Below are 23,352 nucleotides of genomic sequence, written 5' to 3'. Positions count from 1 at the left end.
ACTCCTACGCGGCCATGCACTGACTGTTACTTCGCAGCGCTTCGTCCGAAGGACGAACAAGGCTGCGCAAATCCTACACCGACCCCGCACAATACCGACAAATCCCTGACGAAATCTTCCCGCCGGGGCTGCGAGAGGACCGGCGACAAGATAATTCAAATTGTCGAAAGCGTCGATGGCGTTTGAGCCGACACGCCGGCGACCACAGCGAACGCTCCACGCTTCGTCATCCTAGGGTCTTCGCGACGGAGCTTCGCTCCTGCTTCGCCCTAGGATGACGAAGTTCAGGAGCCCTGGTCGTCGAAGGGTGCCTCAAAGCCCGTTTACCTTTCCCGAGACCACCGGCAAATCCCTGGCGAAGTCGTCGATCTCAGCCCACGGATCGCCCGACGTCTCCAGCAACCCCGGCAGCGACGCATAATTTAAATCCTGCGGTGCATCGATCGCCTCCAGATCGGCCCAGCTCACCGGTGTCGAGGCCGGCAGGTTGGTGCGGGCGCGCAGCGAATAGGGGGCGGCGGAGGTGTGGCCGCGCGCGTTGCGGTGATAGTCGATGAAGATGCGCCGCTTGCGGTTTTCCTTGCCCATTGTGGTGGTGAAGGTGTCGGGCGCGGTGGCGGCTAGATGCGTTGATATGGCGCTGGTTGCCTGATGCAGCTTCTTCCAGTTCTGCTTTTGCGTCACCGGCACGGTGATGTGGATACCGCTGCCGCCGGAGGTCTTTGCGAACGGCACCAGGCCGAGCCCCTCCAGCTCGCCCTTGATGTGCACGGCGGCCTCCACCACCTCGCGCCAGGAAATCCCCTCGCCCGGGTCGAGGTCGAGGACGATCTGGTCGGGCTTGTCGAGGCTCGAGCGATGCGTGCCCCAGGTGTGGAACTCGACGACGCCGAACTGCGCTAGCGCCAGGTATCCTTTCGCGCCCTCGACCGAGAGATAGGACTTGGTCTCGCCCTCGGAATTGCTCGCCTGGAACGTCACCACCGAAGGCGGCATGCCGGTGAACGCATGACGCTGGAAGAAGCAGTCCTTGGGCAGGCCGGTCGGGCAGCGCACCAGCGACACCGGGCGGCCAAGGATGTGCGGCAGCATGAAGTCGCCGACCAGCGCGTAATAGACGGCGATGTCGAGCTTGGTCGGGCCGGTCTTGCCGAACAGCCGCCGCGTCGGGTTTGTCACCCAGATGGTGGCGAGATCGGCTTCGGCGATCAGGCGCTTGCGCGTCGAGGAGACCGGCGTCGACAGGCCGACATCCCTGAGGCCCCGGAACACACCGTGGCGCAACGAATTGTCCGCGGTTCGATTGGCGTAGTGGATGCGCGCCGAAAACAGCGGCTTGACCCAATGCATCTCGCGCATGATTTCACGCGGCACGCCTTCCGGCGGCGTGGCGCCGGATGTGAGCGGCCCAAGCCGGGCCAGCAGGTCGGCCGCGGTCCCGGCATCGAAGCCGGTGCCGACCTTGCCGCGATAGTGCAGTTCGCCGTCCACCCACTCGGCCATGCCGAGCGCGGCCAGCCCCTCGGCCGCGTCCGAAATGGTGTAGCCGGCGATGACGAAATCGTCCTTTTCGAGTGCCTTGGTCTTGGTCCAGCTCTTGGTGCGGCCGCTCTGATAGATCGCGGTGGCGCGCTTGGAGACCACGCCCTCCAGGCCGAGTTCCGTCACCTGGTCGTAAAGCGCTTGCCCGGAACCTTCGACATGGTCGGAGAATTGGATGGCGGAGTTGGCGCCAAGCCCGCCAAGCAGTTCGGCCAACAGCGCCTTGCGCCGGATGAGCGGCACCTTGATCAGGTCCCAGCCGTCGAGATGCAGCAGGTCGAAGGCGTAGAAATGCAGCTTGCTGCCGGCGCCCGCTGCCAGCGCGTCCTGCAACAGCGCAAAGCGGGAAATGCCCTTGGCATCGAGCACGACGATCTCACCGTCGATGATCGTCTCGCGGCACGGCAGCTTGGCGAACGCATCTGGCAAGTCGCCATAGCGTCTCGTCCAGTCGATGCCACCGCGCGTGATCAGCCGCACCTGCCCGTCGGAGATATGCGCCATGGTGCGGTAGCCGTCGAATTTGATCTCGTGCAGCCAGAGCTCGTTCGTATTCTCGGCAAGGCCTTCGCCGCCCGGCGGCTTCGGCACCTGGCTCGCCAGTTGCGGCTCGATGCGGCTCAGCGCTGGCGCCTTGGCCGCGCCCGGCAGGTCGCCCGGCTTCAGCGAACCGGGCTTTGGCGCGGACTTCGCGGCCGGCTTAGGTGGCGCTGCCAGCTCCTCGATGCGCAAGCCGGATTTCACGCTTTCCGGCCGCGCTTCGAGGATATTCAGCCCCGTGTCGGCGGCGAGGTCGCGCTCCTTGAACAGCAGCCAGTTCTTCTTGTTCTCGTCTTCGCCGGGCTTTGGCTTCAGCCGGGTCAACATCCAGCCGCCATTGAGCTTTTCGCCGGCCAGCCGGAACTTGAAGGCGCCGGTGCGCAGGCTTTTGTCGACGTCGTCCATCGGCGCCCAGCTGCCGGTGTCCCAGACGATCATCGGCCCGCCGCCATATTCGCCTTCGGGAATGACGCCCTCGAAATCGATGTATTCGAGCGGATGGTCCTCGGTCTCCACCGCCAGCCTTTTGTCGGCTGGGTTGAGCGATGGCCCGCGCGGCACCGCCCAGCTTTTCAAGACATCGCCAACCTGCAGGCGCAGATCGTAGTGGTCCGCCGTGGCGTGATGCTTATGGATGACGAAGCGGTTGCCGCCCCCAGTCATCAGCCCGCCGGCCGGCTCCGGCGTCTTCGAGAATTCGCGCTTGGCGCGATAGGATCCGAGCTTGGCGGGCGGCATGTCAAAAGCCGAGCCTGGCGGAAACCAACAACCGCCTCGTTCCTTCGCGCCGTGGGGCGCTATCATGGCACCGCTCGCGATTTATCACGTGGTCTCAGTCGTCCGTCGCCGGCGTCAGCTCCAGCTCGGCCGGCGACAAACCCTGCTGCAACTGGCTCAGCCGAAACTCATCCACCCAGTAGGCCTCGCCGTCGACCAGCACGCGCGCACTGTAGGTGCCGCCTGAGAAACGCTGCGCGGTGACGTAGACCTTGTGGCGGTCAAGTGCCTTGCGCACCGCGGCGCGCTTGGAGTTCTGGCCGTTCACGGCAGTGGACATGCGCTTCGCCCTCGGTCGCCTGACACGGAACTCGGCCGCCTTTGGCGGCCCGGCGACTGGCCCCAAGGATGGCCGAGACACGCGCGCCTGTCAATTTCGCGGGCGGCGTCCTTCAGGTCTTCAACCGCCGCAAACGGCGCATCACGCCCTGCACGGCCTTGTAAAGCCGCGGCTTGGAGCGCACGAACAGCTCGGCCTTGCAGCGCAGCCTGATATAGGCGGTCGAGCCCCTGCCCTTCAGCGTCATCGCCTCGCACAGTTCGGCCAGCACCGAGTTCGAGGCGCCGATATGCTGCTTGTATCCCTGTCCGCCGACCGAGAGGTCGAAATAGCCGAGCCCTTGCGCCCGTGCCCACACCATCAGCTTGCCGATCATCGTCAGGCCCGGCGCGACGTTGGCCACCGCGTCCTGGTCGATCCCGAGCAGCAGGGCGTGCAAGGTGCCCTTCATGACCAGCACGTACATGACAGCGAGATAGGCCTGGCCGACGCGCAGCCCGAACAGCCGCACCGAGCCGTCGGAAAGCCCCTGCAGCGCGGCGTTGCGGTAGAACTCCACGATCGGCGCCTGCGTCAAAAGGTCGAAGCGCCCGAGTTCGCGAAAGCGGTTGAGCCTGAGGTCGAGCAGCCTGCCGAACTGCTCCTCGATCATCTCAGGCGTCTCGGCTTCGACCAGTGCGAGGCCTCCGAGTTGTTCGAAGCGGCGGCAGTGCTTGTTGAAATTCTTGGTGAAGGAGGATTTGCAGATACGCTTGACCAGCGTCTCCGGCTCGCCATCCATGACCAGACCCGAGGCGATCTGAATGGAGTCGCGCGCCGCCGAAAGCAGCGCCAGCGGATTGGCCACGCCGTGGATTTCCCGCGGAATCCCCGCAATATGGATGCGGTCGGCCGGCGGCAGCACGGCGCGGACCGCGGCCCAGGCGGCGTCGGCGTTTTGCCTGGTCCAAGGCCTGGCATCGGCCAGCAGCGGCGCCGAATAATCGCACACGCCGCAGCTCAGCCATTCGATCACGGAGTGGCCGAGCGCCCGGCGCCGCATCAGCGGCAGCAGCATGACATGCGCGCCCGTGGCGGCATCATTGACCTCGACGACGAGCAGCTCGGCGCTTTTGGGCATCAGCCGCCCGGCGATCCCTTCCACCCAGGCAAGGCCCTGGTGGCCGGTGCACAAACCGGTCTCCTCAAGACGCTGCCAGAGCTGCCTTACGGTGTCGAAGCTGGTGTGCAGCCGCGCCGTATAGTGCGCGGTGGCGCCCATGCCTGCTCTAACCGGCGAAATCGGTTGAACCGGTGCATCCGCCGTCGCGACCAACCGCACTGCCTGGCTTGCCACATGCCTCTCCCATTCGTTCTGGGGCGCATGGCATTATCCACGCAAGCGCCGAAAACCCCGCATTGTTCCCTGGACCGCGTTGAGCAGCCTTGGGCTGGAGCGTACGAAAGCCTCGACCCGCCTGCGGAACTCGATGGCGGTGGTCGCCACACTGCCCCGCATCGTGAACCCATGGCAGAGTTCGACCAATACCGAACCCTTGGCGCCCATATGTTCCTTGTAGCTCTGGTTGCCGACCGACAGGTCGAAATATCCAAAGCCTCGTTCGCGCGCCCAGCCGATCAACCTGCCCATGATTGCAAGCCCCGGCGAGACATTGGGCACGACGCCCTGGTCCATTGCTATCAGCAGAGCATGAACAGTCCCTTGATGCACGAGCAGATATTGTACCGCGATCAGAGCCTCGCCGACGAGCAGCCCGAAAAGCCGTACAGAGCCGTCCAACAGGCCCTGAATAGCCGCGTTCCGGTAGAAATCGACGATGTTCTCCTGGGTCAGCAGATCGAAGCGACCAAGCTCGCGAAAGCGGTCGAGCCGCATCCGCACCAGTTCGCCGAAGATACGGTCAACCTCGGCCGGTGCCCCGGCCTCGACCAGTTCCACACCGCCAAGCCGTTCGAGGCGGCGCCAGTCCTTGCCGAATTCCTTGACGAAGGATGGCCTGCAGAGACGCTTGAGCACTGTTTCGGGATCGCCGTCGATGGCGAGGCCGAAAGTGGTCTGGATGGAATCGCGTGTGGCCGACAGCAAGGCCAGCGGATTGGCGACGCCCTGGATCTGTCGCGGAATCCCCACGATGTGGACGCGGTCCGCCGGCGGCAGCGCCGAGCGCACCGCCGCCCACGCAGCCTGCGCGGATTGCCGCGTCCACGGGCTGGCATCGGCCAGCAGCGGTGCCGAATAGTCGCAGACGCCGCAGCTCAACCACTCGACCACCCAATGATGGAAGGCCCTGCGCCGCATCAGCGGCACCAGCATCCTGGGTTCGCCAGTCGTGGCGTCGCCCACCTCGACGATGAGGAGTTCGGCGCCTTCCGGCAGCAGCCGCGTGGCGATCCCTTCCGCCCAGGCGTAATTCTGGTGGCCGGTGCACACACCGCTTTCCTGGAGGCGCAGCCAGAGTGGCCTGACCGCCTCGAGGCTGGTGTGCAGTTTTGCCGTATAGGCGTCGTTCGCCGCGACGGAGGTGGGATGCGAGACCTGCCCGCCAGGCAAGTCGGTCATCGCGGCAATTTGCACTGCGTGGCCTGTCACATCCTTCTCCTATCGCTTGACCGCGGCGAACGAAACCGCCCGTCGCCAGGAGCCCAGGCGGCTGTCGCGCTGCTGGTCCGGGTGTTCGATGTTCCACATGCGGTGATGCACGAAATACCATGATGCCACGAGCACGAAGATCTCGGACACCGCCGAACCCAGCAGCGCCCATGGCGGGGAGGCGATCGACAGCAGGATGGCGATCAACGCCAGCCCGACGATGGCGCCGCCCAGGGTTATGAACGCGACGATGCGGAAGTCACCCATTATCTCGAGCACGATGCGGGGCATGATGTAGAGCATGATCGGGACGAAATTCGCGATCACGAAAAACCCGATGAATCCCACCGACGCGTCCTGGAGGGCCTGGGACTTTATCATCGGCAGGACGAACAGGATGGCGCATCCATAGACAACCGCGCCAAGCCCCATGACAACGGCCCACAGCTTTGCCTGCGCCCAGACACGGCGCGTTTCGTTGTTGCGCATCAGCTTGGCGAGTTCGGGCTGCGTCATGTTCACGAAGGCAAGACTGCTGATGCGCAGCGGCGCGAACAACACCAGCACCGCCGCCAGCGGCGCATAGGCGGCCGGCCCGGCAATGCCCGCGACCAGCAGCGCCAGGCATTGCCCCTGGATGTTGGTGGTGGTGGCGCTGAATGCCGACCAGCAGAGCTGGGACCACAGCCTCGCATAGCGCCGCCGTGTCGGCATGCGGAAGCTGATGCGCATCGTGCGGCGCGCCAGCCTGACCAGGACGAAGATGCCAAACACATTGGCCGCCGCGAGCGCATAGAACACGGTCTGCAGCGCGTCCTTGGCCAGCCAGATCGCCAGGCCGGCCATGACCGTGCCGGCGATCGTGAAGGCGGCATCGCTGACGGAAACGATCACCTGCTGGCGGCGCGCGAAGAAGGCCGTGCGCATGTGGCTGCGCAGCGACCATGCGCCGACGAAACAGCCCGCGGCAATTCCGCTGGGGTCGCCCAAGAGACGCATCACGATCGCCGTGCCGACGGCCATTAGCAAGGCAACGACCAGCGCCGCCGTCCCGAAGGCGACGTCATAGGCATCGACGCCGGCGCTGTTGGTGCTCTTGCCCATCCATATCGAGGCCGGAACGGCGGTGAGCGACCTGATGTAGGACAGGCCGACGCCGCCCATCACCATGCCGATGGCAAAGAGGCCGTAGCCTTGCGCCGAAAGCATGTGCAGCAGCGCGATGTTGAGGGCGAAGTGGAAGCCGCTCTGCATTGCCTCGCCGCCGATCATCAGCACGAGACGCCGCACCAGATGGCCAGGAAGTTTCACGGCCGTGTCTCCGCCTGGCGGGCGGTTGCCGCCCGCCCCGGCCTGGCGATGGCTGTCTTCAGCTTGTCGGCGGCTATCGCCGCGATCGCCGCCGCCGCGACCGGTTCGCTGAAGACCGCCTCGTAGCGCGCCCGCCCGGCAGCGACAAAGGAGCGCCAGGCCTCGGGCCGCAGGATGATCTCCTCGAGTTTGGCTGCAAGGGCGGCGGCATCGCCGGGCGGAACATGCCAGCCGGCCTCACCGTCGCTCACCACCTCGACCAGCCCGCCGATCGCCGACACCAGCGGCGGCCGGCCATAGGCCATCGCCTCGATGGCGACGCGGCCGAGCGATTCGGGACGCCGCGAGGGCACGGTGACGATATCGGCCCAGCGATAATGCTCGGAGGGATCGGGGATGAAGGGCAGCACGCTGACGCGTCCGCCGAGCCCCATGCTGCCGACCAGTTCGGCGAGCGCGCGTTCGCGCTCGGTACTTTCGAAGGCGCCGCCGACCAGCCGCACCTCGATCCTCGACTTGAGTTCCGCCGGCAACGAGGCGATCGCCTCCAAAAGCACTTCCTGGCCCTTGATCCTGTTGATGCGGCCAAGCAGCAGCACCTTGAGCGGCCGCTTGCCGTCATAGGTCGTCGCTTCGGCCGCGGCCGGGCCGGCGACGCCGTTATAGACCACATGGGAGCGCGCGTATCTGGGCTCGCCGAACGCGGCGCGTGTGGCGCGCGAGTTGAAGATGAGATCGGCATGGCTCCAGTGCATCAGGCCGACTAGGATCCTGCGCATGGCGCCTTCGGGAATTTCGTGGATGTGCAGCACGGCCTTGTGCGGCAGCAGGCGCGCGGCAAGCGCATAGTCGGCCACGATCGAGGTGTTGACATAGGTGAGATCGCAGTCCCGGAGCCGCCGCCAGGCCCTCAGCACCGCGACCGGCAGCCGCGCCATCTCGATGGTGGCAAGGCGCGCAATCGCCTGGCGCCTCAGCACCCAGAGCGGCTCGAAGACGATCCGGGTCGCATGCGGTTCGAGGATCCGCACGATCGGTCCGCTGCGCGGCAGGACGACCTCGATATCGGCTGAAGGAAACGCGGCGCGCAACGCGGCGACGCTCTCCGCGAAGCTGCGATCGGAACCATAGAGTTCATAGCCCTGATGGACGCATGCAATCCGCATATTCCCATGCATCTTTCTGCCAGGGGTAATTTGACGATCCCGCCGCCTGACAGAACAGGCGACTGGAGACTTCAAGCCCAACACCCCTTTGGACTTCACTTGTTGCCGGCATGGTGACGAGCGGATGTAGAACCCGGATCACCATACCAAATGCTGCACGTCCTCCGCCGGTGTGGCGCACAGAAGTCCATGAGCAAGGATCATGCCGGCCCTGATTTCTCCGTCCGCAGGTCGCCCGGTCGCGGCATTGCCTTGTTTCGATACACATACGCTGGGATAGTTGACCGATAGTGAAACAACTCCGGCCGCTGGAAGAAATATTTTACACCCCGGTGCGATGATGGCTGGAACTGAGTCTGGCACGGATATTCGCTGGGCTGTGGTTTCCAGAGGGACGGCCGCGCATTGCGGAATCGAGCGGACTTGAAAGCGCCAGCAGCCATGAAACCTGAAATGCCCACCATCCTGATCCTCGGGACGCGCGGCATTCCAGCGGCCCATGGTGGCTTTGAAACCTTCGCCGAGAGGCTGGCGCTGTTTCTTGCCGGGCGCGGCTGGAAGGTCGGCGTCTATTGCCAGGAGGAGGTCGAGCGGGTCGACCAAAGGGTGCGGGTCGACACCTGGAACGGCATCGATCTCATCCATGTCCAGGTCGCCTCGAAAGGTCCCCGCGCGACGCTGGAATTCGACTGGCAATGCGTGCTCGACGCCGCCCGGCGGCCCGGCATCTGCCTGGTGCTCGGCTATAATGGCGCGGTCTTCCTGACCTGGCTGAGGCTGATGCGGCGCAAGATCATCACCAACATGGACGGCATCGAGTGGCGCCGGCCAAAATGGGGTATGGCTGCGCGCACATGGTTCTGGCTAAACGAATGGATCGGCGCCTGGGCCTCGCACCGCCTGGTCGCCGATCATCCGGTGATCGCGGATCACCTGGCGACGCGCCGGCCGCGCAGCGCCATCGCCACCATCACCTATGGCGCCGACCCGGTGACATCGGCCCCGGAGGCGCCGGTGCGCGCGCTCGGCCTTGAGCCTGGCAACTACCTGATCTCGATCGCGCGCATCGAGCCCGACAACAACATCCTGCCCATGGTCGAGGCCTTCTGCAGCCACAAGCGCGACATGAAGCTGGTGGTCCTGGGCACGCTTTCCCCCGATATCCCTTACCATGTCGCCGTCCGCAAGGCGGCGAACGCCTCGGTGGTGCTGCCCGGCGCCATCTACGACCAGGCGGCGGTGAAGGCGCTGCGTTTTCACGCGCGCGCCTATCTGCATGGCCACACCGTCGGCGGCACCAACCCGTCGCTGGTCGAGGCCCTGGCCGCCGGCAACATGGTGATCGCTCACGACAACCCCTATAACAGATGGACCGCTGGCGCGGCCGCCATCTATTTCACCGATGCGCGGAGTTGCGCCGAGCGGATGCGGCAGGCGATGGAGGATGACGCGTTGGTCAGGACCTGCGGCGCGGCCGCGAGAGCCCGCGCCAACGAAGCTTTCCGCTGGGACGATGTCCTGCTTGCCTATGAAACCGAAGCTTACCGGCTTCTGGGCGTGAGCGCCGCCGCAGCCCAGCCGGTCGACCGTCCCTCGCCCGGCGCCGTATGACGGGCTGGTCGCGACGGCGGCTGCTGAGGACCGCGCTGTCGACGGCGCTGGTGCCCGCCACGGCAGCACTCTCGTCCGCATCGCCCGCGCTGGCCGCCACCGGCGAATGGCGTTTTCACCGCGGCGTCAACGCCTGGCCCTGGTTCGCGCTGACGCGTGAGTTTCCCGCGCCGCGCACCGACTATGACTGGCCGCCCTTCCAGTCGCAGCGGCCGGTGCCGACACCGGACGACCTTCGCCGGCTGCGCCGGACCGGGCTCGACTTCGTCCGCCTGCCGGTCGATCCCGGCCCGTTCCTGGCCGCCGATGCCGCCACGCGCACAAAATTGCTGGCGATGCTGGACGATGCCGTCGCGGCAGTCATCGATGCGGATCTCGGCATCATCGTCAACGTGCAGGCCAACGGCGCCACCCATTACTGGAATCCCGACCGCATGGTCTCCAGCACAGCCGCGCCCGAATTCGAAGCCTATCGCGCGCTGGTCGGCACGCTTGCCAACAGGCTGCAGCGGTTCCCGTCGGGCATGGTGGCGCTGGAACCGGTCAACGAACCGCCGCAATCCTGCTCCTCCAACGTCTGGTCGAACGTCCAGGCGGCCCTCCTGACGGCGGCCAGGGCGTCATCCCAGACGTTGCCGTTGGTCGTCACCGGCGGCTGCGGCTCGATGGTGAGCGGGCTTGCCGCGCTCGATCCGGAACCGCTGGTGGCCTTCGAGCCGATCCTGTTCACCTTCCATTTCTACGAACCCTATCTGTTCAGCCATCAGGGCGCACCCTGGATGCGCGAGCCGGTCTACCGCGCGCTCAACAACGTGCCATGGCCAGCCTCCGCCGGTTCGCTCGAACGGACACTGGCCTCGGTCAGGGCCCGCATGGCCGGGGACACCGAAACCTCGGAAGCGGACAAGCAGGCCGCCTATGCCGAAACCGAACGCGTGCTGAAGGTCTATTTCGACGCCAGGCCAGATCGCTGGTTCGTCGACAAATATATCGGCCAGGCGCGCGATTGGGCCGACAGCCACGGCATCGCCCCGACGCGCGTCATCATGGGCGAATTCGGCGCGCTGCGCACCGACGCCCGCTACGTCGCCGCCCCCAATCCCGACCGCGCCCGCTACATCGCCGATGTCAGGCAGAGCGCCGAGGCATCCGGCTTCCCCTGGGCCTTCTGGGACCTGTTCGACGGCATGGGCATGATGGACGACAAAACCCGCTCGCTCGACCCGGCGATGGTGGATGCACTCGGGTTGAGGATGCCGGAATAACCGCCTTCCAAATGCGGCCGAGTTCCTTGTCGCCGTAGAGCGCTACCTCGGCACCCCTTGTGCGCCCGGACGCCCCGCCGTCCGCGCTGGCCGCACCGGCCTGTAAAGCGCCAGCGCGATCACCACGAACTTGGTCATCAGCGTCGTCTTGGACGCCAGGCTTTCGGAGGTGTTGAGCAGGATCAGCCAGCCCAGCATCGGCAGCCAGATGCCGGGATGGCAGCGGCGTGCCACTTCGTGCATGAACAGCGCGAAGCCGAAAAACAACAGCAGGGTGAAGAAGGCGCCCTGATAGAGGAGCAGGCGGATGATCGGGTTCTCGATACCCTGTTCGAGGCCGTTGATGCGGCGCAGGCTTTCGATGAGATCGATGTCGGGCCCCACAATCAAGTCGCGCAGTTCGAAATGCTTGAACAACTCGAACATTTCGACGCGGGCATTGGCGCTGCCGCTGTCCGACACGAAGCGCTCCAGCAGCGCGTCGAAGAAGCCGTAGGAGAACAGCATGACCACCACGACCGGCAGCAGCGAGGCGAGCATGACGGCAAGGGCGGCACCCGGCAGGCTGATGCGTCCTCGCCGCAGATAAGCCACGCCACTGAAAAGCAGATAGATGCCGCCGAGCGCGATCGTCGTCACCATCGCCGAGCGCCCGCCAAATACCACCAGCGCCGCGCATTGCAGGCCGATCAGCCCGAGCCGCAGCGGCATGGACAGGGATTTCGAACCGGAGAGCAGCGCCAGCACATAGATCGAGGTGATCGTGGCGTTGGACAGAGGATGGCCCTGGAGCGCCGTCGAGCGCAGGTCGTTCATGAACACCTCGCCGTCGAGCCGGTAGGGAAAGACCAGCGTCTTGGTGGCGAACTCGAACAGCGCCAGCAGCGCGTTGACCGTCATCACCGCGTGCACCACGGTTTGCATGCGGGCGAACGTCTTTTCGTCGGCCTCGGCCAGCATCATCGCCAGCAGCGCCGCCGCCACGAACGTGTCGATCATGCCGGCCATGCCGGGGCGCTGCCTGACGATGACGACGACCAGCAGCATGATCGACATGACGGCTAGCAGCGCGCTGGCAGGCCGCCTGTCGGCGATGGCCAGCGTATAGCCTACCGGGTTGCCGAACGTGCAGGCGCGCCAGGCAAACATCAGCACGAGCAGATAGGTGGAAGGATGGATCTTGGTCGCCGGATTGCCGGTCAGGCCGTCGTAATTGTAGCCCACCAGCCACAGCATGCCGCCCGAAATGCTGAACAGCAGCGCCACCACCGCGACCAGGCCGTAGCCGGTCACCCAGTCGACGGAATTGCCGGTGCGGGGCGCGGTCGGGGCTTGACCCTGGCCAGCCCAGCCGGCCGCCGGGGTGGCGGACCGGGCGGCGCCCCGGATGGCAGCCATGTCAGGCCGCCTCGTCGACCAGCAAGGCGCCGGTCGGCAACCGCCCCATGACCGAAATGGCTTGCGAGGCCGCCGTGACGTCGCGCATCGGCGTCGCGTTCAGCGTGGCGACGAGCACTATCTCGTCGACCATGGCGACCAGCGGTGAGGCGTTGAGATTGTCGGCCAGCGCGCCGCCATCGACGACGACGAGTTCGAAATTGCGGCTCGCCTGGGCCAGCATATGCTGTGTGAAATAGACGCCCTGCGCCTCGGAAAAAGCAGCCTTCGGCCGACCCTTGCCGAGAAGCGCGACGTTGCTGCCGGGCGCGTATTGGCTGAGCGCTTCGAAGGCGTATTCGCCGCGCAGCACGTCGAGGAGACCTGGCTGCGGCTCCTTCTGGCTGCCGCCGGCATTGTTGGTGTCGATGAACAGGACACGGCTGCCCCTGGCAGCCGCCGCGTTGGCCAGCAGGCGCGCCACCCGGCCCCGCTGCGCGGCGTCCTCTGGCGCCGACGTCACCAGGATCGACGGTACCAGTGGCCAGTTCGGCGGACGCCGGCTGGAGGAGAACAGGCGTCTCAACGCCAGGCCGGCGACGGCGTCCATCTTCTGTCCGGCCGGCGCGGCGGCGCCGCCGAAAGGCCACCAGCGGCGGCGCGCTGATTTTGCCGGCAGCACGCCCACCACGGGCGCGTCGATGGCCGATTGCATCTGCGCGCTGGAAAGCACCGTCGGCGATGAATATTCCGCGATCAGCGCCATGCCGGTGCCGAGCCCCAGCCCGCCGAAGAACGCGCCGAACACCAGCAGCAACAGCGGCGGCCAGCTCTTCTTCAGGGCCGGCATGGCGTCGGAGATGATGCGCGCATTGGTGCTGTCGACATTGACCTGCTCGCGCGTTTCCTGCGCCCGTTGCAGATAAGTGGCATAGACGGAGCGCACCGCCTCGAGATCGCGTTGCAGTTCGCGCAGCTTGACCGAGGCCTGGTCGGTGTCGAGCGACTTGCTCTTCATGCCCGCGACCTTCGCTTCCAGCGCCTGCTGGTTGGCCAGCGCGCGCTCGTAGTCGGTTTCGGCGGCGGCGGCGATACGACCGAGTTCGCGCGCGATGAGCGCGCGCGTGTCGCGCAATTGCTGCTGGGCTGCCATCATCGAAGGATGGCGCGGCCCGAGCTCCGTGCCGAGCTGCGAAACCTGGTCGACAAGTGTCGCCTCCTGCGCCCGCAGGCTCGAAATCACCGCCGAGCGCATCGCTTCCGAGGTCGCGTCCGGCGCGCCGCCGGACCGGCGCAACTGGTCGACCTGCGCCTTCAGCGTCGCGGTGCGGCTCTGCGCGGCGGCGAGCTGCGTGTTGATCTCGGTCAGTTCCTGGTCACTGACCAGATTGCCGGCGGCCATCACCATGTTGTTGGCCGACCTGTAGGCCTCGACCGCATTCTCGGCCCGCTGGACGCGCTTGCGCTGCTCGTCCAGCCGCGCCGTGATCGAGTCGGAAGCATCCGTGGCCATCTTCGCGCGCGCGCTCGCCTGATCCGCCAGGTAGGCCTGCGCGATGGCATTGGCGAGCTTCGCCGCCTTGTCGGCGCTCTTGGCGGTAACGATCACGTCGAGGACCAGCACCTTGTCGGCCCGCTTGACCGCAAGCCGCCGGCGCAGCGCATCGAGCGTCTTGCCCGCCTTGTCGGTTTCGGCCGAGCCCGAGCCCAGCACGCCGCCGAGCAGGCGGCTCAACAACCCGCCCTGCCCGTTGAATTCCGGGTCGTCGGTCAGGTTGGTCGCCGCGATTGCCCTGAGCAGCACGCCGCTCGACTGGACGACGGCAACCTGGCTTTCCACCATGGTGATGCCGCCATCAGGCGGAACGCGGCTCGGATTGACGTCGTTGGTGACCACCTGCAGGTCCTGCGGATCGACGATGATCTCCGCCACCGAGCTGTAAAGCGCCGGCGTGAACAGTCCATAGAGCAGCGCCCCGAGCGTCAGCAGCGCGGCGGTGGCGAGGATCAGGAAACGGCGGCGCACCAGAATGCGCTTCAGGTCACCCAGCTCGACGGTCGAGGACGGATAGGACGCGGCCGGCGGTGGCTCCGGCGCATATTGCATCACCTCTGGAGCGTGTTGTTGCGGCAACGAGAGCAGGGATGATTGCAAAGGTCGCTCCGACAACACTCCATGTGCCCCAAAAGCTTAAATTGCGGCTTAAGCTTAGCTATTACTCCAACTGTTAAAACACTGTTAATTATGTTGGGAGCTCTTCTGATTTTTGGCACGGAGTTTGCGTAGCAGAGGCATGGGCCGTGTTGACAGGGCGCGAGCGAGCGGGAAACGAATGGAATGGAGCAACATCTTCCTCCAGTCCGACCGTCGCCCACCGATCGTGCCTAAAAATCGAACACCGGCCAATACCGAATATCAGAATTCTAGGGGTGCGACATGCAGGTGAGCCTGCGCCTGGACAGCGACTGCCTCCGTGCCTTTCACCTGCTGCTGCTGCAGCGCCTGGCCGCGCTCGCCGAGGTCGCGGTCAGCGTCGACGCACGCCCAGCCGGGAGCGGCATTCCAGGCAGCGTCGCGGCACTGTTCCAGCTTGAAACGGTCATCCATGGCTTGCCCGCGGACGGACTGGCCAAGCGCCTGCCGTTGTCGGCGCTGGCACCCTACCGCACGCAGCCCGCCGCCGCGCCCGACCTCGTGCTCGACCTCTGCGGCGATGTGCGAATGGAAGGAACACGCGTCTGGCATGTGACCTATGACGGCGCCGGCGGCGAAGCGGCCCTGCTGGCGTCGATCCTCGATGGCCGGACCCCGCGGGCCTGCATCGAGGAGAACGGCGCCGTCGTCGCCGAAGGACGCCTGGGCACCGAATATGGCGGCATCGCGCTCGCCTCGTTCCAAGACATGCTGGCGCGCACGGCAAGCCTGATCCTGGCGGCGGTGACGGGCGCGGCGCGGGGCGCCCTGCCCGCCCTGCCCGAGCCGGAGGACGGCAGGGGGCCGCCATCGCTGCCCTCGGCCGGCAAGCTCGGCGTCAGGGCGGGCAAGGCATTGGCGCGCCGCGTCGTCCAGAAGATCTACCATCTCTGCTACAACGCCCCGCACTGGAAGGTCGGCTGGCGCCAGACCGGCGGGCGGGATCTGTTCGACCTGCGCGCGCATCCGGCCTCTGGCTGGCGAGAATTGCCCGACGACGGCAGCCGCTTCTACGCCGATCCGTTCCCGATCCTTCATCAGGGACAGGTAACCCTGTTCGTCGAGGACTATATCCACCGCCTGGGCCGAGCCATCATTTCCGCCGTGCCGTTTGGTCCGTCGGGGCCGATCGGCCGTCCGGAGCCGGTGCTCGATCTGCCCTACCATCTCTCCTACCCCTTCGTCTTCGAGCGTGATGGCGAGGTTTGGATGGTGCCGGAAAGCTGCGCCAACCGGACGGTGGATCTCTACCGCGCCACGGCCTTCCCGGGCGGATGGGTCAAGGAAGCGACGCTGCTGTCCGACATCGTCGCCAGCGACGCCACCTTGGTCGAGCATGGCGGCTCGTGGTGGCTGTTCGCCACCGTCCGGGACGGTGAAGGCAGCGCCCGGGACGGCGGCGGCGCCTTCTCGGACGCGCTGCATCTGTGGTCGGCGCCTGACTTTCGCGGCCCCTGGACGCCGCATCCCAGGAATCCGGTGCTGATCGACATCGCCTCGGCGCGGCCGGCCGGACGCATGGTCGAACGTGACGGCCAGTTGCTGCGTCCGGTACAGGACTGCCGCAGGAGCTACGGCGGCGCCCTTGGCATCGCACGCGTCACTCACCTTGATTTGAACGGCATGGAGCAGCGTGTCGAGACGATCTTAACCCCCGGCGCGCTATGGAGTGGGCGTAAGCTGCACACGCTCAACGAGGCGGGCGGCCTGGAGTTCATCGACGGCTCGGCGATCGCGCCGCGCTGGAAAAGAGGTGGCGGTGGTTAACCTAAACGTTTGTTACTACCGGCCACCCGCGCTGGTTGCTTGAGGTTGATTATGGTCCGGAAGATATTTTCCACCACGGATTGTGGAGACAGAAGATGACCAGCATGAAGGGCAGCGAAATCACCCCCGCCGACGCTGACCCCATCGAAGTCGACGTGGCGATCGTTGGCGCCGGAATGGCCGGCACCACGCTGGCAACCGTGTTGGCAAAAGCCGGCCGCAAGGTGGCACTGATCGATCCGCACCGCGTTCATCACGACGAGTTCCGGGCCGAAAAAATCGGTACCGATCAGATACGGCTGTTCGAGAAGCTCGGCCTCGACAAAACGATCATGCGGCTCGTCACGCCGTTTGACGACATTCATGTCTTCCGCCTTGGCCAGTTGTTCGCGCGTGAGCGCAGGCCCGAATACGCATTTTCCTATGGAGCGTTGATCAACGGGCTGCGCGATGCCCTTCCCCCGCAAGTGCCGATAACGGTCGGCAAGGTCGCCGAGGTCTCGACCGGACCGGACCGGCAGCGCCTTGTGCTGAACGACGGCAGGGTCATCACGGCTCGCCTGCTGGTGGTCGCCACCGGTCACAGCGAAGCGGTGCGGCGCGCCATCGGCGTCGAGCGGGTCGAGCAATCGAAAGCTCATTCGCTGTCGATGGGTTTCGACCTCGCCATTCCGCCGCGCGAATGCGGCTACCAGGCCGTCACCTGCTACGGCAGGCGGGCCAGCGACCGCGTCGCCTACATCACCGTCTTTCCTCTCGGCGACAAGATGCGGGCCAACATGTTCGTCTATCGCACCGTGGCCGAACAATGGACGAGGGACTTTCGGGCCAATCCGCAGAAAATGCTTTGCGAATTGATGCCTGAAATATCGGCGCAATGCGGCAACTTCGCTGTCTCAAGTCCCGTCGAGGTCCGGCAGATCAACCTGACCACGACGCAAGGCCATCGCCGCGACGGGGTCGTCTTCATCGGTGACGCGTTCTGGACGACATGCCCGACGCCGGGCGTCGGCATAGGGCGGGTCATGATCGACGTCGATCAGCTCCATTCCGTTCACATTCCACGCTGGCTGGAAACGCCAGGCATGGCGGCGGACAAGATCGCCGCTTTCTATGACGATCCGGTCAAGCTGGCCTCCGATGAGGCCGGCATGCGTGTGAGTGTCTATGCCAGGCGGATCACCACCGAAACCGGGCTGGAATGGCGCGCGCGGCGCCTGCGCAACAACACGGCACGCAGGCTGATGATCATCGGCCGCAAGGTGCGCCATTTGGGAATGCGGCGGGAGCCGGGCATGGCGTGAGGGGGCTTTCCACCCTCTATCGTCATCGTGGTTCTGTCCTGAGGGCCGTACCTCTAACCTGGCTCCACCCCTCCCGGAGAAGGAAACCGCTGGAGCGCTTCACCGGGACAGCGACATCGCGCTCAAAAAGCAGATCCAGTGCCGTTCGGTGGGAACAAGCGGCTTGCCGACAGGTTATTCCCGCAGGAGATCCTGTCATGGTCAAGAATATCGACCGCGCGTTGCAGGATGCTATTCTGGCAATGCGCATTCTTCGCAAATCCATCATTGATCATGGGCATATGGAAGCCATGGCCGAATTTGACGGCTTGATGAGCGTGACCATATCGGAGGCCGAGCGCCAACTCACCAGTTGGCAGACCGGTCATCGCGCCGAGCGATCGGACCACGCAGAATCCTGACGCGATCTCAAAGCTCGGACCCAACGGAACCTTGCCGAACGGCGTTGGTTTCATGGAATGCGACACGCTGCCGGAGGACAAAGTGGCCCGATTGGTCGACAAGCATAAGCTTGAGAGAGCCGATCGCGAGTCGCGGCTCATCCTCGACGCCGAACGGCAGGCCCGCGACGCAAAGACCGAGCGCCTTCGCAAGCAGCGACTGTCCGCGGAGCCAAGCGGCGAGCGACAGAAGCCCGCACCGCCGAAGCGGCGTGGGTGACGGCCTGCTCGTTCGCAAAGGCAAAGGCGCGATCGGTCGATCGCGCCTTTGTTTCAGCAGGCGAATGCGTTCAGGTCGGTAACCCTGAAGGTCCAGCGAGAGCAGTGACGGCCGAAAGCCGTTCGCGCTTCTGCCAGGTTGGCTTCTCGTATTTCTTCACCAGCCATCTCCCCTTGTTGGAAACCGCAGAGAAGACCGGCTTCGCCGCCAATGTCAATCGTACCAGGACGGCCGTGGTGATTGTTCGAAACGCCCCGCGCCGGGTGAATTGGTCTACCGTGCTTTCAAATCCGCCGGCACGGGATAGATTTAGGATCGAGAAAGCGCCACAAGGCGCGTGGGAGGACTTGCCAATGTCAGACACCGCCTTGCCGCTGGTGATCAGCGCGCCCGAGCCGCGCACGCTCGAACTGATCTTCACGCCGCCGCAGCTGGCGCGCCTCAAGGCGCATTATCGCATCGTCGAGACGACGCCCGACGGCGTGGCGCGGCTGCCGGCCCAGGTGCTGGCCGAGGCCCGCTACATCGTCGGCCAGCCCCCGATCTCCCCGCGGACGCTTGAAGCGATGAAGGCGCTGCGCTGCGTCTTCAATGTCGAGAGCAACCTCCTCGACAACATGCCCTACGAAACACTGTTCGCACGGGGTGTCCATGTCGTCACGACGGGCCTAGTCTTCGCCGAGCCGGTAGCCGAGCTCGGCCTGGCCATGGCGCTCAACCTTGCCCGCGGCATCGTCGATGCCGACCTTGCTTTCCGCAAAGGCGAGGAACTGTGGGGCGGCGACGGCAACCAGACGGCGCGGCTGCTTTCAGGAGCCGATGTCGGCATCATCGGCTTCGGCGATCTCGGCCGCGCCCTCAACCGCCTGCTGTCGGGCTTCCGCACCCACACGAAGGTGTTCGACCCCTGGCTGCCGCCGTCGATCCTGAGGGAAAACGGCGTCGAGCCGGCCTCGCTGGACGAGGTGCTGTCATCAAGCGACTTCGTCTTCGTCGTCGCCTCGGTAACCTCCGAGAACCAGGGGTTTCTGGGCGCCGATGCTTTTGGCAGGATGCGCAAGGGAGCCGCCTTCATCCTGCTCAGCCGTGCCGGCGTGGTCGATTTCCCCGCCTTGATGGCGGCTGTGAAGAGCGGCCACATCCTTGCCGCCAGCGATGTCTTTCCCGAGGAGCCGCTGGCAGTCGACCATCCCGTGCGCGCGCTGCCCGGCTTCCTGCGCTCCGCCCATCGCGCCGGCGCCCTCGACACCGCCTTCAAACGCATGGGCGACATGGTGCTGGAGGACATGGACCTGATCGACCGTGGCCTGCCGCCGCTGCGCTCCAAACGCGCCGAGCGCGAGACGGTGTCGAGGATGCGTTCGAAGCCGTCCGACAGGAATTGAGCAACCGCGCGGGTGTGCTCAACCGCATAGGCGGGTTTTGTACCAAACCGTACGCTGAATCCCCTTTGAGATGCACCTTCGGAGGCGTAAAAAACAACCTCAGGGAGGTAGCGATGGTTGGAAGCCATATAGACGTGGCGCGGGCAGCTATCGAAGCCTGCTTCCTGCTACGACATCGTTCCATTGCTGGAAACATCGCCTTTCGCCGCGAAATGGACCATTCCAGGCGCGCGATCGCGCAATCGCGCGAGCTTCTGAAACGCCTTTTCCAACGCGATGACAACGGTCAAGCCTGGGAAGCTACAGACCCGGTTCCCGTTGCCGTCTCAGCGTTCGATGCCGACATTCTGCGCGCTGTATTTCGAGATCTGGTCTCGCAAGCGAACGTGCCCGAGTGTCAATGGCGCGATCTGGCCAAAAGCCTGGTTCACGAGTTTACCGGCTGCGAGCTGGTCGAGACCGGCTTGATAGAATGGCTCATCCACAAATAGTGACCCGCAAAGGTCCGTGAGCCCGTCTCCCAGAGATGCCCGCGCTTCCTGATGGAACGATCGCGCCGCCGGCTGGTTTTGCAAATGGCCGGGCGGTGGGAAGCCCGGCGTACTCGGAAGGCCCGTCACGAGTCGCGTCGGTGGCGGGCCTTTCCATGTCCAGCAGCGATATTGGCCGAAGGTCCCATTCGTGGCCGTGCAGTGGGCGCCCTTCTCCGAACCGGTCCTGGTCGGCCAGGCCTTCGTGCTGACCGGAGCGGGGCCGGCCTGCCTGCCGGTCATCATGCGCCAGCAAGTCGGCAGGATCAGCCTGCGCCACGCGATGCGGATGTGCGGCGTCGTCAGCCTCGACCAGCTTGTGGCCAGCCTCGCGCGCGAACGCTAGAGTGGTCTGGGCCAATGACGATTTGGCCGGGCCAGCAAGAGGATCGCGATGCTCAACACGGTCGACTATGGCGGCAAGGAAGCCGATATCGTCCATGCGCTGGAGGAAGACATCATCTTTGGCCGGCTGGCGCCCGGCACGCGGCTGGTCGAGGACGTGCTGCTGGCCCGCTTCCCGGTCTCGCGCCACACCATCCGCCAGGCCCTCTACCAGCTGGAAAGGCTTGGCGTCGCCACGCGCGAGCGCAACAAGGGCGCCACGGTGCGCCGGCTCGCCCCCGAGGAAGTCCGCCAGATATATGAGGTGCGCGAGATGCTGCAGCGCCAGGCCGCGCTGATGATCCGGCTGCCGGCGAGCGAGGCGCTGATCGCCGAGCTGATCGAGATCCACCGCGTCTACAGCACCCATGTCGACGCCGGCTACCTCAGAGGCATCCATGAGGCCAACGACCGCTTCCACCTCACCATGTTCTCGGCCTGCGGCAACGCCTATCTCGTGTCCTCGATCGAGCACTATATGCGCCTCAGCCTGCCGGTACGGGCGAATTCGCTGGCCGACCGGGACAAGCTCGAAATCTCGCGCCAGCATCATCTGATGATGATCGAGGCGCTGAAGCGCAGCGACAATTGGGTGCTGGCGCAGCTCTGTGTCGATCACCTGCAGCCGAGCAAGGCGTTTTATCTCAGGGAGGTCGAGATGGGACCGGTGGGCCGCGACGCCGGCCAAGGATGATGACGGACAGTGCCGGGGTACAGGTGACGCGCCGCTGCCGCGCCATTCTATCTGACCTTGATGACGACCTTGCCTTTTGCCCGTCCGGTCCCGACATAGGTCAATGCTTCGTTGGTCTGTTCGAATGGGAAGACCCGATCGACGGCGGGGCGTACGGCGCCGGATTCGATGAGCGACGTGATCTTGCCCAGCTGGTCGCCCTGCGCCCACATGAACAGGAACGAATAGTCGACACCGGCGCGTTTTGCCTTGCGGCGTATGCCACGGCTGAGCAGGCCCACGATCAGCCTCAGGACGATGTTGAAGCCTTGTTTCCTGGCAAAGTCGGAATCCGGGGGACCGGAGATGGAGATCAGCTTGCCGCCCGGCTTCAGAACGCGCAGCGATTTTGCGAGCGTCTTGGCGTCCTGGCTGTTCAGGACAACGTCGTAGCCCTGCAGGACGTTTTCGAAATCATCCTTCTTGTAATCGACGACGATATCGGCGCCGAGACTTTTGACCAGATCGGTGCTCGCCGCGCTCGCTGTTGTCGCGACCGTCGCGCCGAGATGCTTCGCCAGCTGGATGGCGAAGGTCCCCACCCCGCCGGAACCGGCCTGGATGAAGACTTTCTGCCCCTTCCTCAGTTTGGCTTTCTCGACCAGCACCTGCCAGGCAGTCAGGCCGACGAGCGGGATCGAGGCGGCCTCTTCCATGCTGAGGTTTTTTGGCTTCAGGGCCACGTCGGCTTCGTTCATGGCTATGGATTGCGCGAATGTCCCGATCCGGCCATCGCGCGGCCGGGCATAGACTTCGTCGCCTGGCTTGAAGCCGCGGACTTTCGATCCGACCCGCACGACGATCCCTGCCACGTCGTGGCCCAGAAGGAAGGGCGGGCGATAGGGCAGGATGGGTTTGAACTCTCCGTCCCGGACTTTGGCATCCAGGAGGTTCACGGCGGCGGCATGGATCTCGACCAGGACATCATCGTCCCGCAGATCCGGCTCTGGCATTTCGGCCAGCCGCAGGGCGCCCTTCTTCTGATATTTGTCGACGACAAAGGCTTTCATCATGGTCACTTTCTGAAAATCGTTTGCTCAGGCAGGCAAGCGGAACTGCTTGCGCAAGATCTTGTCGAACATCCCGGCGGGCGCGAAGCGACGCAGCAGGCTGACCTGCCGGGCCGCCTTGCCCGCGGTGTAGCGCCGGCGCGGCTGGCTGGCGGTCGCCGCTTTGACGACCACATCCGCCACCACTTCCGGCCGATCGGCTTTGGGCATCACATCGGCAAGCAACGCCTTGAAGCCGGCTCGCGCCCGATCGTATTCCTTCAGCACGGAATCCGGTTCTATTCCATTCTGGTCGAAGACGGTGCGCACGAATGCCGGCTCGATGACCGAGACGCGAATATTGAAAGCACGAATCTCATGATCGAGCGATTCCGAATAACCTTCGAGCGCGTGCTTGACCGCGGAGTAATGCGCCGAATATGGCGCGGGTACCAATCCCAGGATCGAGCCGATATTTATGATGCGTCCTACGCCCTGCCGCCGCATCGACGGCAACACCGCATTGGTCACGCGCATGACGCCGAACAGATTGACGTCGAACAGCGCCTGCACCTGCGAGATCGAGGATTCTTCGGCTCCTCCAAACATGCCGACGCCGGCATTGTTGACCAGCAGATCGATGCGGCCGGTCTGCGCGTGTATGGTTGAAACGAGTGCATCGATGGCCTTGTCGTCGGTCACATCGCAAACCAGCATGGTTACTCCGTTCGGGCTGTCGCCGAGCTTGCGGCGGCTTGTGCCGAACACGGTAAATCCCGCTCGCGCCAGCGCTTCCGCGCTGGCGCGGCCGATGCCCGAGGAGGCTCCCGTGACGAGCGCGGTCTTTCCCGAATTCCTGTTCATTTGGTGCTCCAAAATCATGAGGGCTAGCTTTTTCGCCTCGTTAGAATTATGGTCGTAATATCATATTACACTCATAATGCAAT

At 64.9% G+C, this 23,352-nt stretch carries 19 protein-coding genes; 9 read left to right on the top strand and 10 right to left on the bottom strand.

Annotated elements, in window-relative coordinates; genetic code table 11:
• Positions 1-312: 312 nt before the first annotated feature.
• The 6 genes from ligD to FJ527_RS26020 form a co-directional block, all read right to left on the bottom strand.
• Positions 313-2,820, bottom strand: a complete 2,508-nt coding sequence (ligD, locus tag FJ527_RS26045) for a DNA ligase D (RefSeq protein ID WP_140824371.1) — start codon at positions 2,818-2,820, stop codon at positions 313-315.
• Between the two features lie 94 nt (positions 2,821-2,914).
• Entirely contained in the window at positions 2,915-3,139 is a 225-nt protein-coding gene (locus tag FJ527_RS26040) for a hypothetical protein (RefSeq protein WP_015316844.1), read from the bottom strand.
• Between the two features lie 112 nt (positions 3,140-3,251).
• Positions 3,252-4,475, bottom strand: coding sequence for a GNAT family N-acetyltransferase (locus FJ527_RS26035; protein ID WP_140824370.1), 1,224 nt, complete (start codon positions 4,473-4,475; stop codon positions 3,252-3,254).
• Between the two features lie 33 nt (positions 4,476-4,508).
• A complete protein-coding gene (locus tag FJ527_RS26030) occupies positions 4,509-5,729 on the bottom strand; it encodes a GNAT family N-acetyltransferase (protein WP_140824369.1) in 1,221 nt (406 codons plus the stop codon).
• A gap of 9 nt (positions 5,730-5,738) precedes the next feature.
• The gene (locus FJ527_RS26025; RefSeq protein ID WP_015316841.1) at positions 5,739-7,040 is read right to left on the bottom strand and encodes a hypothetical protein; all 1,302 of its coding nucleotides are present in this window, start codon (positions 7,038-7,040) and stop codon (positions 5,739-5,741) included.
• The gene (locus FJ527_RS26020) at positions 7,037-8,206 is read right to left on the bottom strand and encodes a glycosyltransferase family 4 protein (protein ID WP_140824368.1); all 1,170 of its coding nucleotides are present in this window, start codon (positions 8,204-8,206) and stop codon (positions 7,037-7,039) included. Before FJ527_RS26020 ends, FJ527_RS26025 begins: the two co-directional genes overlap by 4 nt.
• A 441-nt stretch (positions 8,207-8,647) precedes the next feature.
• On the opposite strand from FJ527_RS26020, the gene FJ527_RS26015 reads away from it, so the two are divergent.
• Positions 8,648-9,817, top strand: a complete 1,170-nt coding sequence (locus FJ527_RS26015; RefSeq protein WP_140824367.1) for a DUF1972 domain-containing protein — start codon at positions 8,648-8,650, stop codon at positions 9,815-9,817.
• Entirely contained in the window at positions 9,814-11,082 is a 1,269-nt protein-coding gene (locus tag FJ527_RS26010; protein ID WP_140824366.1) for a cellulase family glycosylhydrolase, read from the top strand. The genes FJ527_RS26015 and FJ527_RS26010 overlap by 4 nt, the downstream gene beginning before the upstream one ends.
• Positions 11,083-11,124: 42 nt before the next feature.
• Here the strand turns inward: FJ527_RS26010 and FJ527_RS26005 are convergent, their stop codons facing one another.
• Complete coding sequence (locus FJ527_RS26005) at positions 11,125-12,480, bottom strand: VpsF family polysaccharide biosynthesis protein (RefSeq protein ID WP_181166487.1); 1,356 nt, start codon at positions 12,478-12,480, stop codon at positions 11,125-11,127.
• A gap of 1 nt (position 12,481) precedes the next feature.
• Positions 12,482-14,614, bottom strand: a complete 2,133-nt coding sequence (locus tag FJ527_RS26000; protein ID WP_140824365.1) for a Wzz/FepE/Etk N-terminal domain-containing protein — start codon at positions 14,612-14,614, stop codon at positions 12,482-12,484.
• 282 nt (positions 14,615-14,896) lie between these two features.
• Between FJ527_RS26000 and FJ527_RS25995 the strand changes: the two genes are divergently transcribed.
• From FJ527_RS25995 to FJ527_RS25960, 7 genes are all read left to right on the top strand, one after another.
• Positions 14,897-16,420, top strand: a complete 1,524-nt coding sequence (locus FJ527_RS25995) for a formyl transferase (RefSeq protein ID WP_140824364.1) — start codon at positions 14,897-14,899, stop codon at positions 16,418-16,420.
• A gap of 95 nt (positions 16,421-16,515) precedes the next feature.
• On the top strand, positions 16,516-17,724 hold the full coding sequence (locus FJ527_RS25990; protein WP_181166486.1) for an NAD(P)/FAD-dependent oxidoreductase: 1,209 nt from the start codon (positions 16,516-16,518) through the stop codon (positions 17,722-17,724).
• 197 nt (positions 17,725-17,921) lie between these two features.
• Complete coding sequence (locus FJ527_RS25985) at positions 17,922-18,125, top strand: hypothetical protein (protein WP_140617918.1); 204 nt, start codon at positions 17,922-17,924, stop codon at positions 18,123-18,125.
• Positions 18,126-18,737: 612 nt separating this feature from the next.
• Complete coding sequence (locus FJ527_RS25975) at positions 18,738-19,769, top strand: hydroxyacid dehydrogenase (RefSeq protein WP_140824363.1); 1,032 nt, start codon at positions 18,738-18,740, stop codon at positions 19,767-19,769.
• Between the two features lie 113 nt (positions 19,770-19,882).
• Entirely contained in the window at positions 19,883-20,260 is a 378-nt protein-coding gene (locus tag FJ527_RS25970; protein ID WP_140824362.1) for a hypothetical protein, read from the top strand.
• Positions 20,261-20,450: 190 nt separating this feature from the next.
• Entirely contained in the window at positions 20,451-20,645 is a 195-nt protein-coding gene (locus FJ527_RS25965) for a hypothetical protein (RefSeq protein ID WP_348642097.1), read from the top strand.
• A gap of 48 nt (positions 20,646-20,693) precedes the next feature.
• Positions 20,694-21,377: a GntR family transcriptional regulator gene (locus FJ527_RS25960; protein WP_140725075.1), complete on the top strand. Its 684-nt coding sequence runs from the start codon at positions 20,694-20,696 to the stop codon at positions 21,375-21,377.
• A gap of 47 nt (positions 21,378-21,424) precedes the next feature.
• On the opposite strand, the gene FJ527_RS25955 is transcribed toward FJ527_RS25960, so the two are convergent.
• A complete protein-coding gene (locus FJ527_RS25955) occupies positions 21,425-22,426 on the bottom strand; it encodes an NADP-dependent oxidoreductase (RefSeq protein ID WP_140824394.1) in 1,002 nt (333 codons plus the stop codon).
• Positions 22,427-22,453: 27 nt separating this feature from the next.
• Positions 22,454-23,269, bottom strand: a complete 816-nt coding sequence (locus tag FJ527_RS25950) for an oxidoreductase (RefSeq protein WP_140824361.1) — start codon at positions 23,267-23,269, stop codon at positions 22,454-22,456.
• Positions 23,270-23,352 lie beyond the last annotated feature (83 nt).

Source organism: Mesorhizobium sp. B2-4-18 (assembly GCF_006441385.1).
GTDB classification, from domain to species: domain Bacteria; phylum Pseudomonadota; class Alphaproteobacteria; order Rhizobiales; family Rhizobiaceae; genus Mesorhizobium; species Mesorhizobium australicum.
Note: the sequence above shows the minus strand (reverse complement) of the source record. Positions and strands in the feature narration are given on the sequence as shown.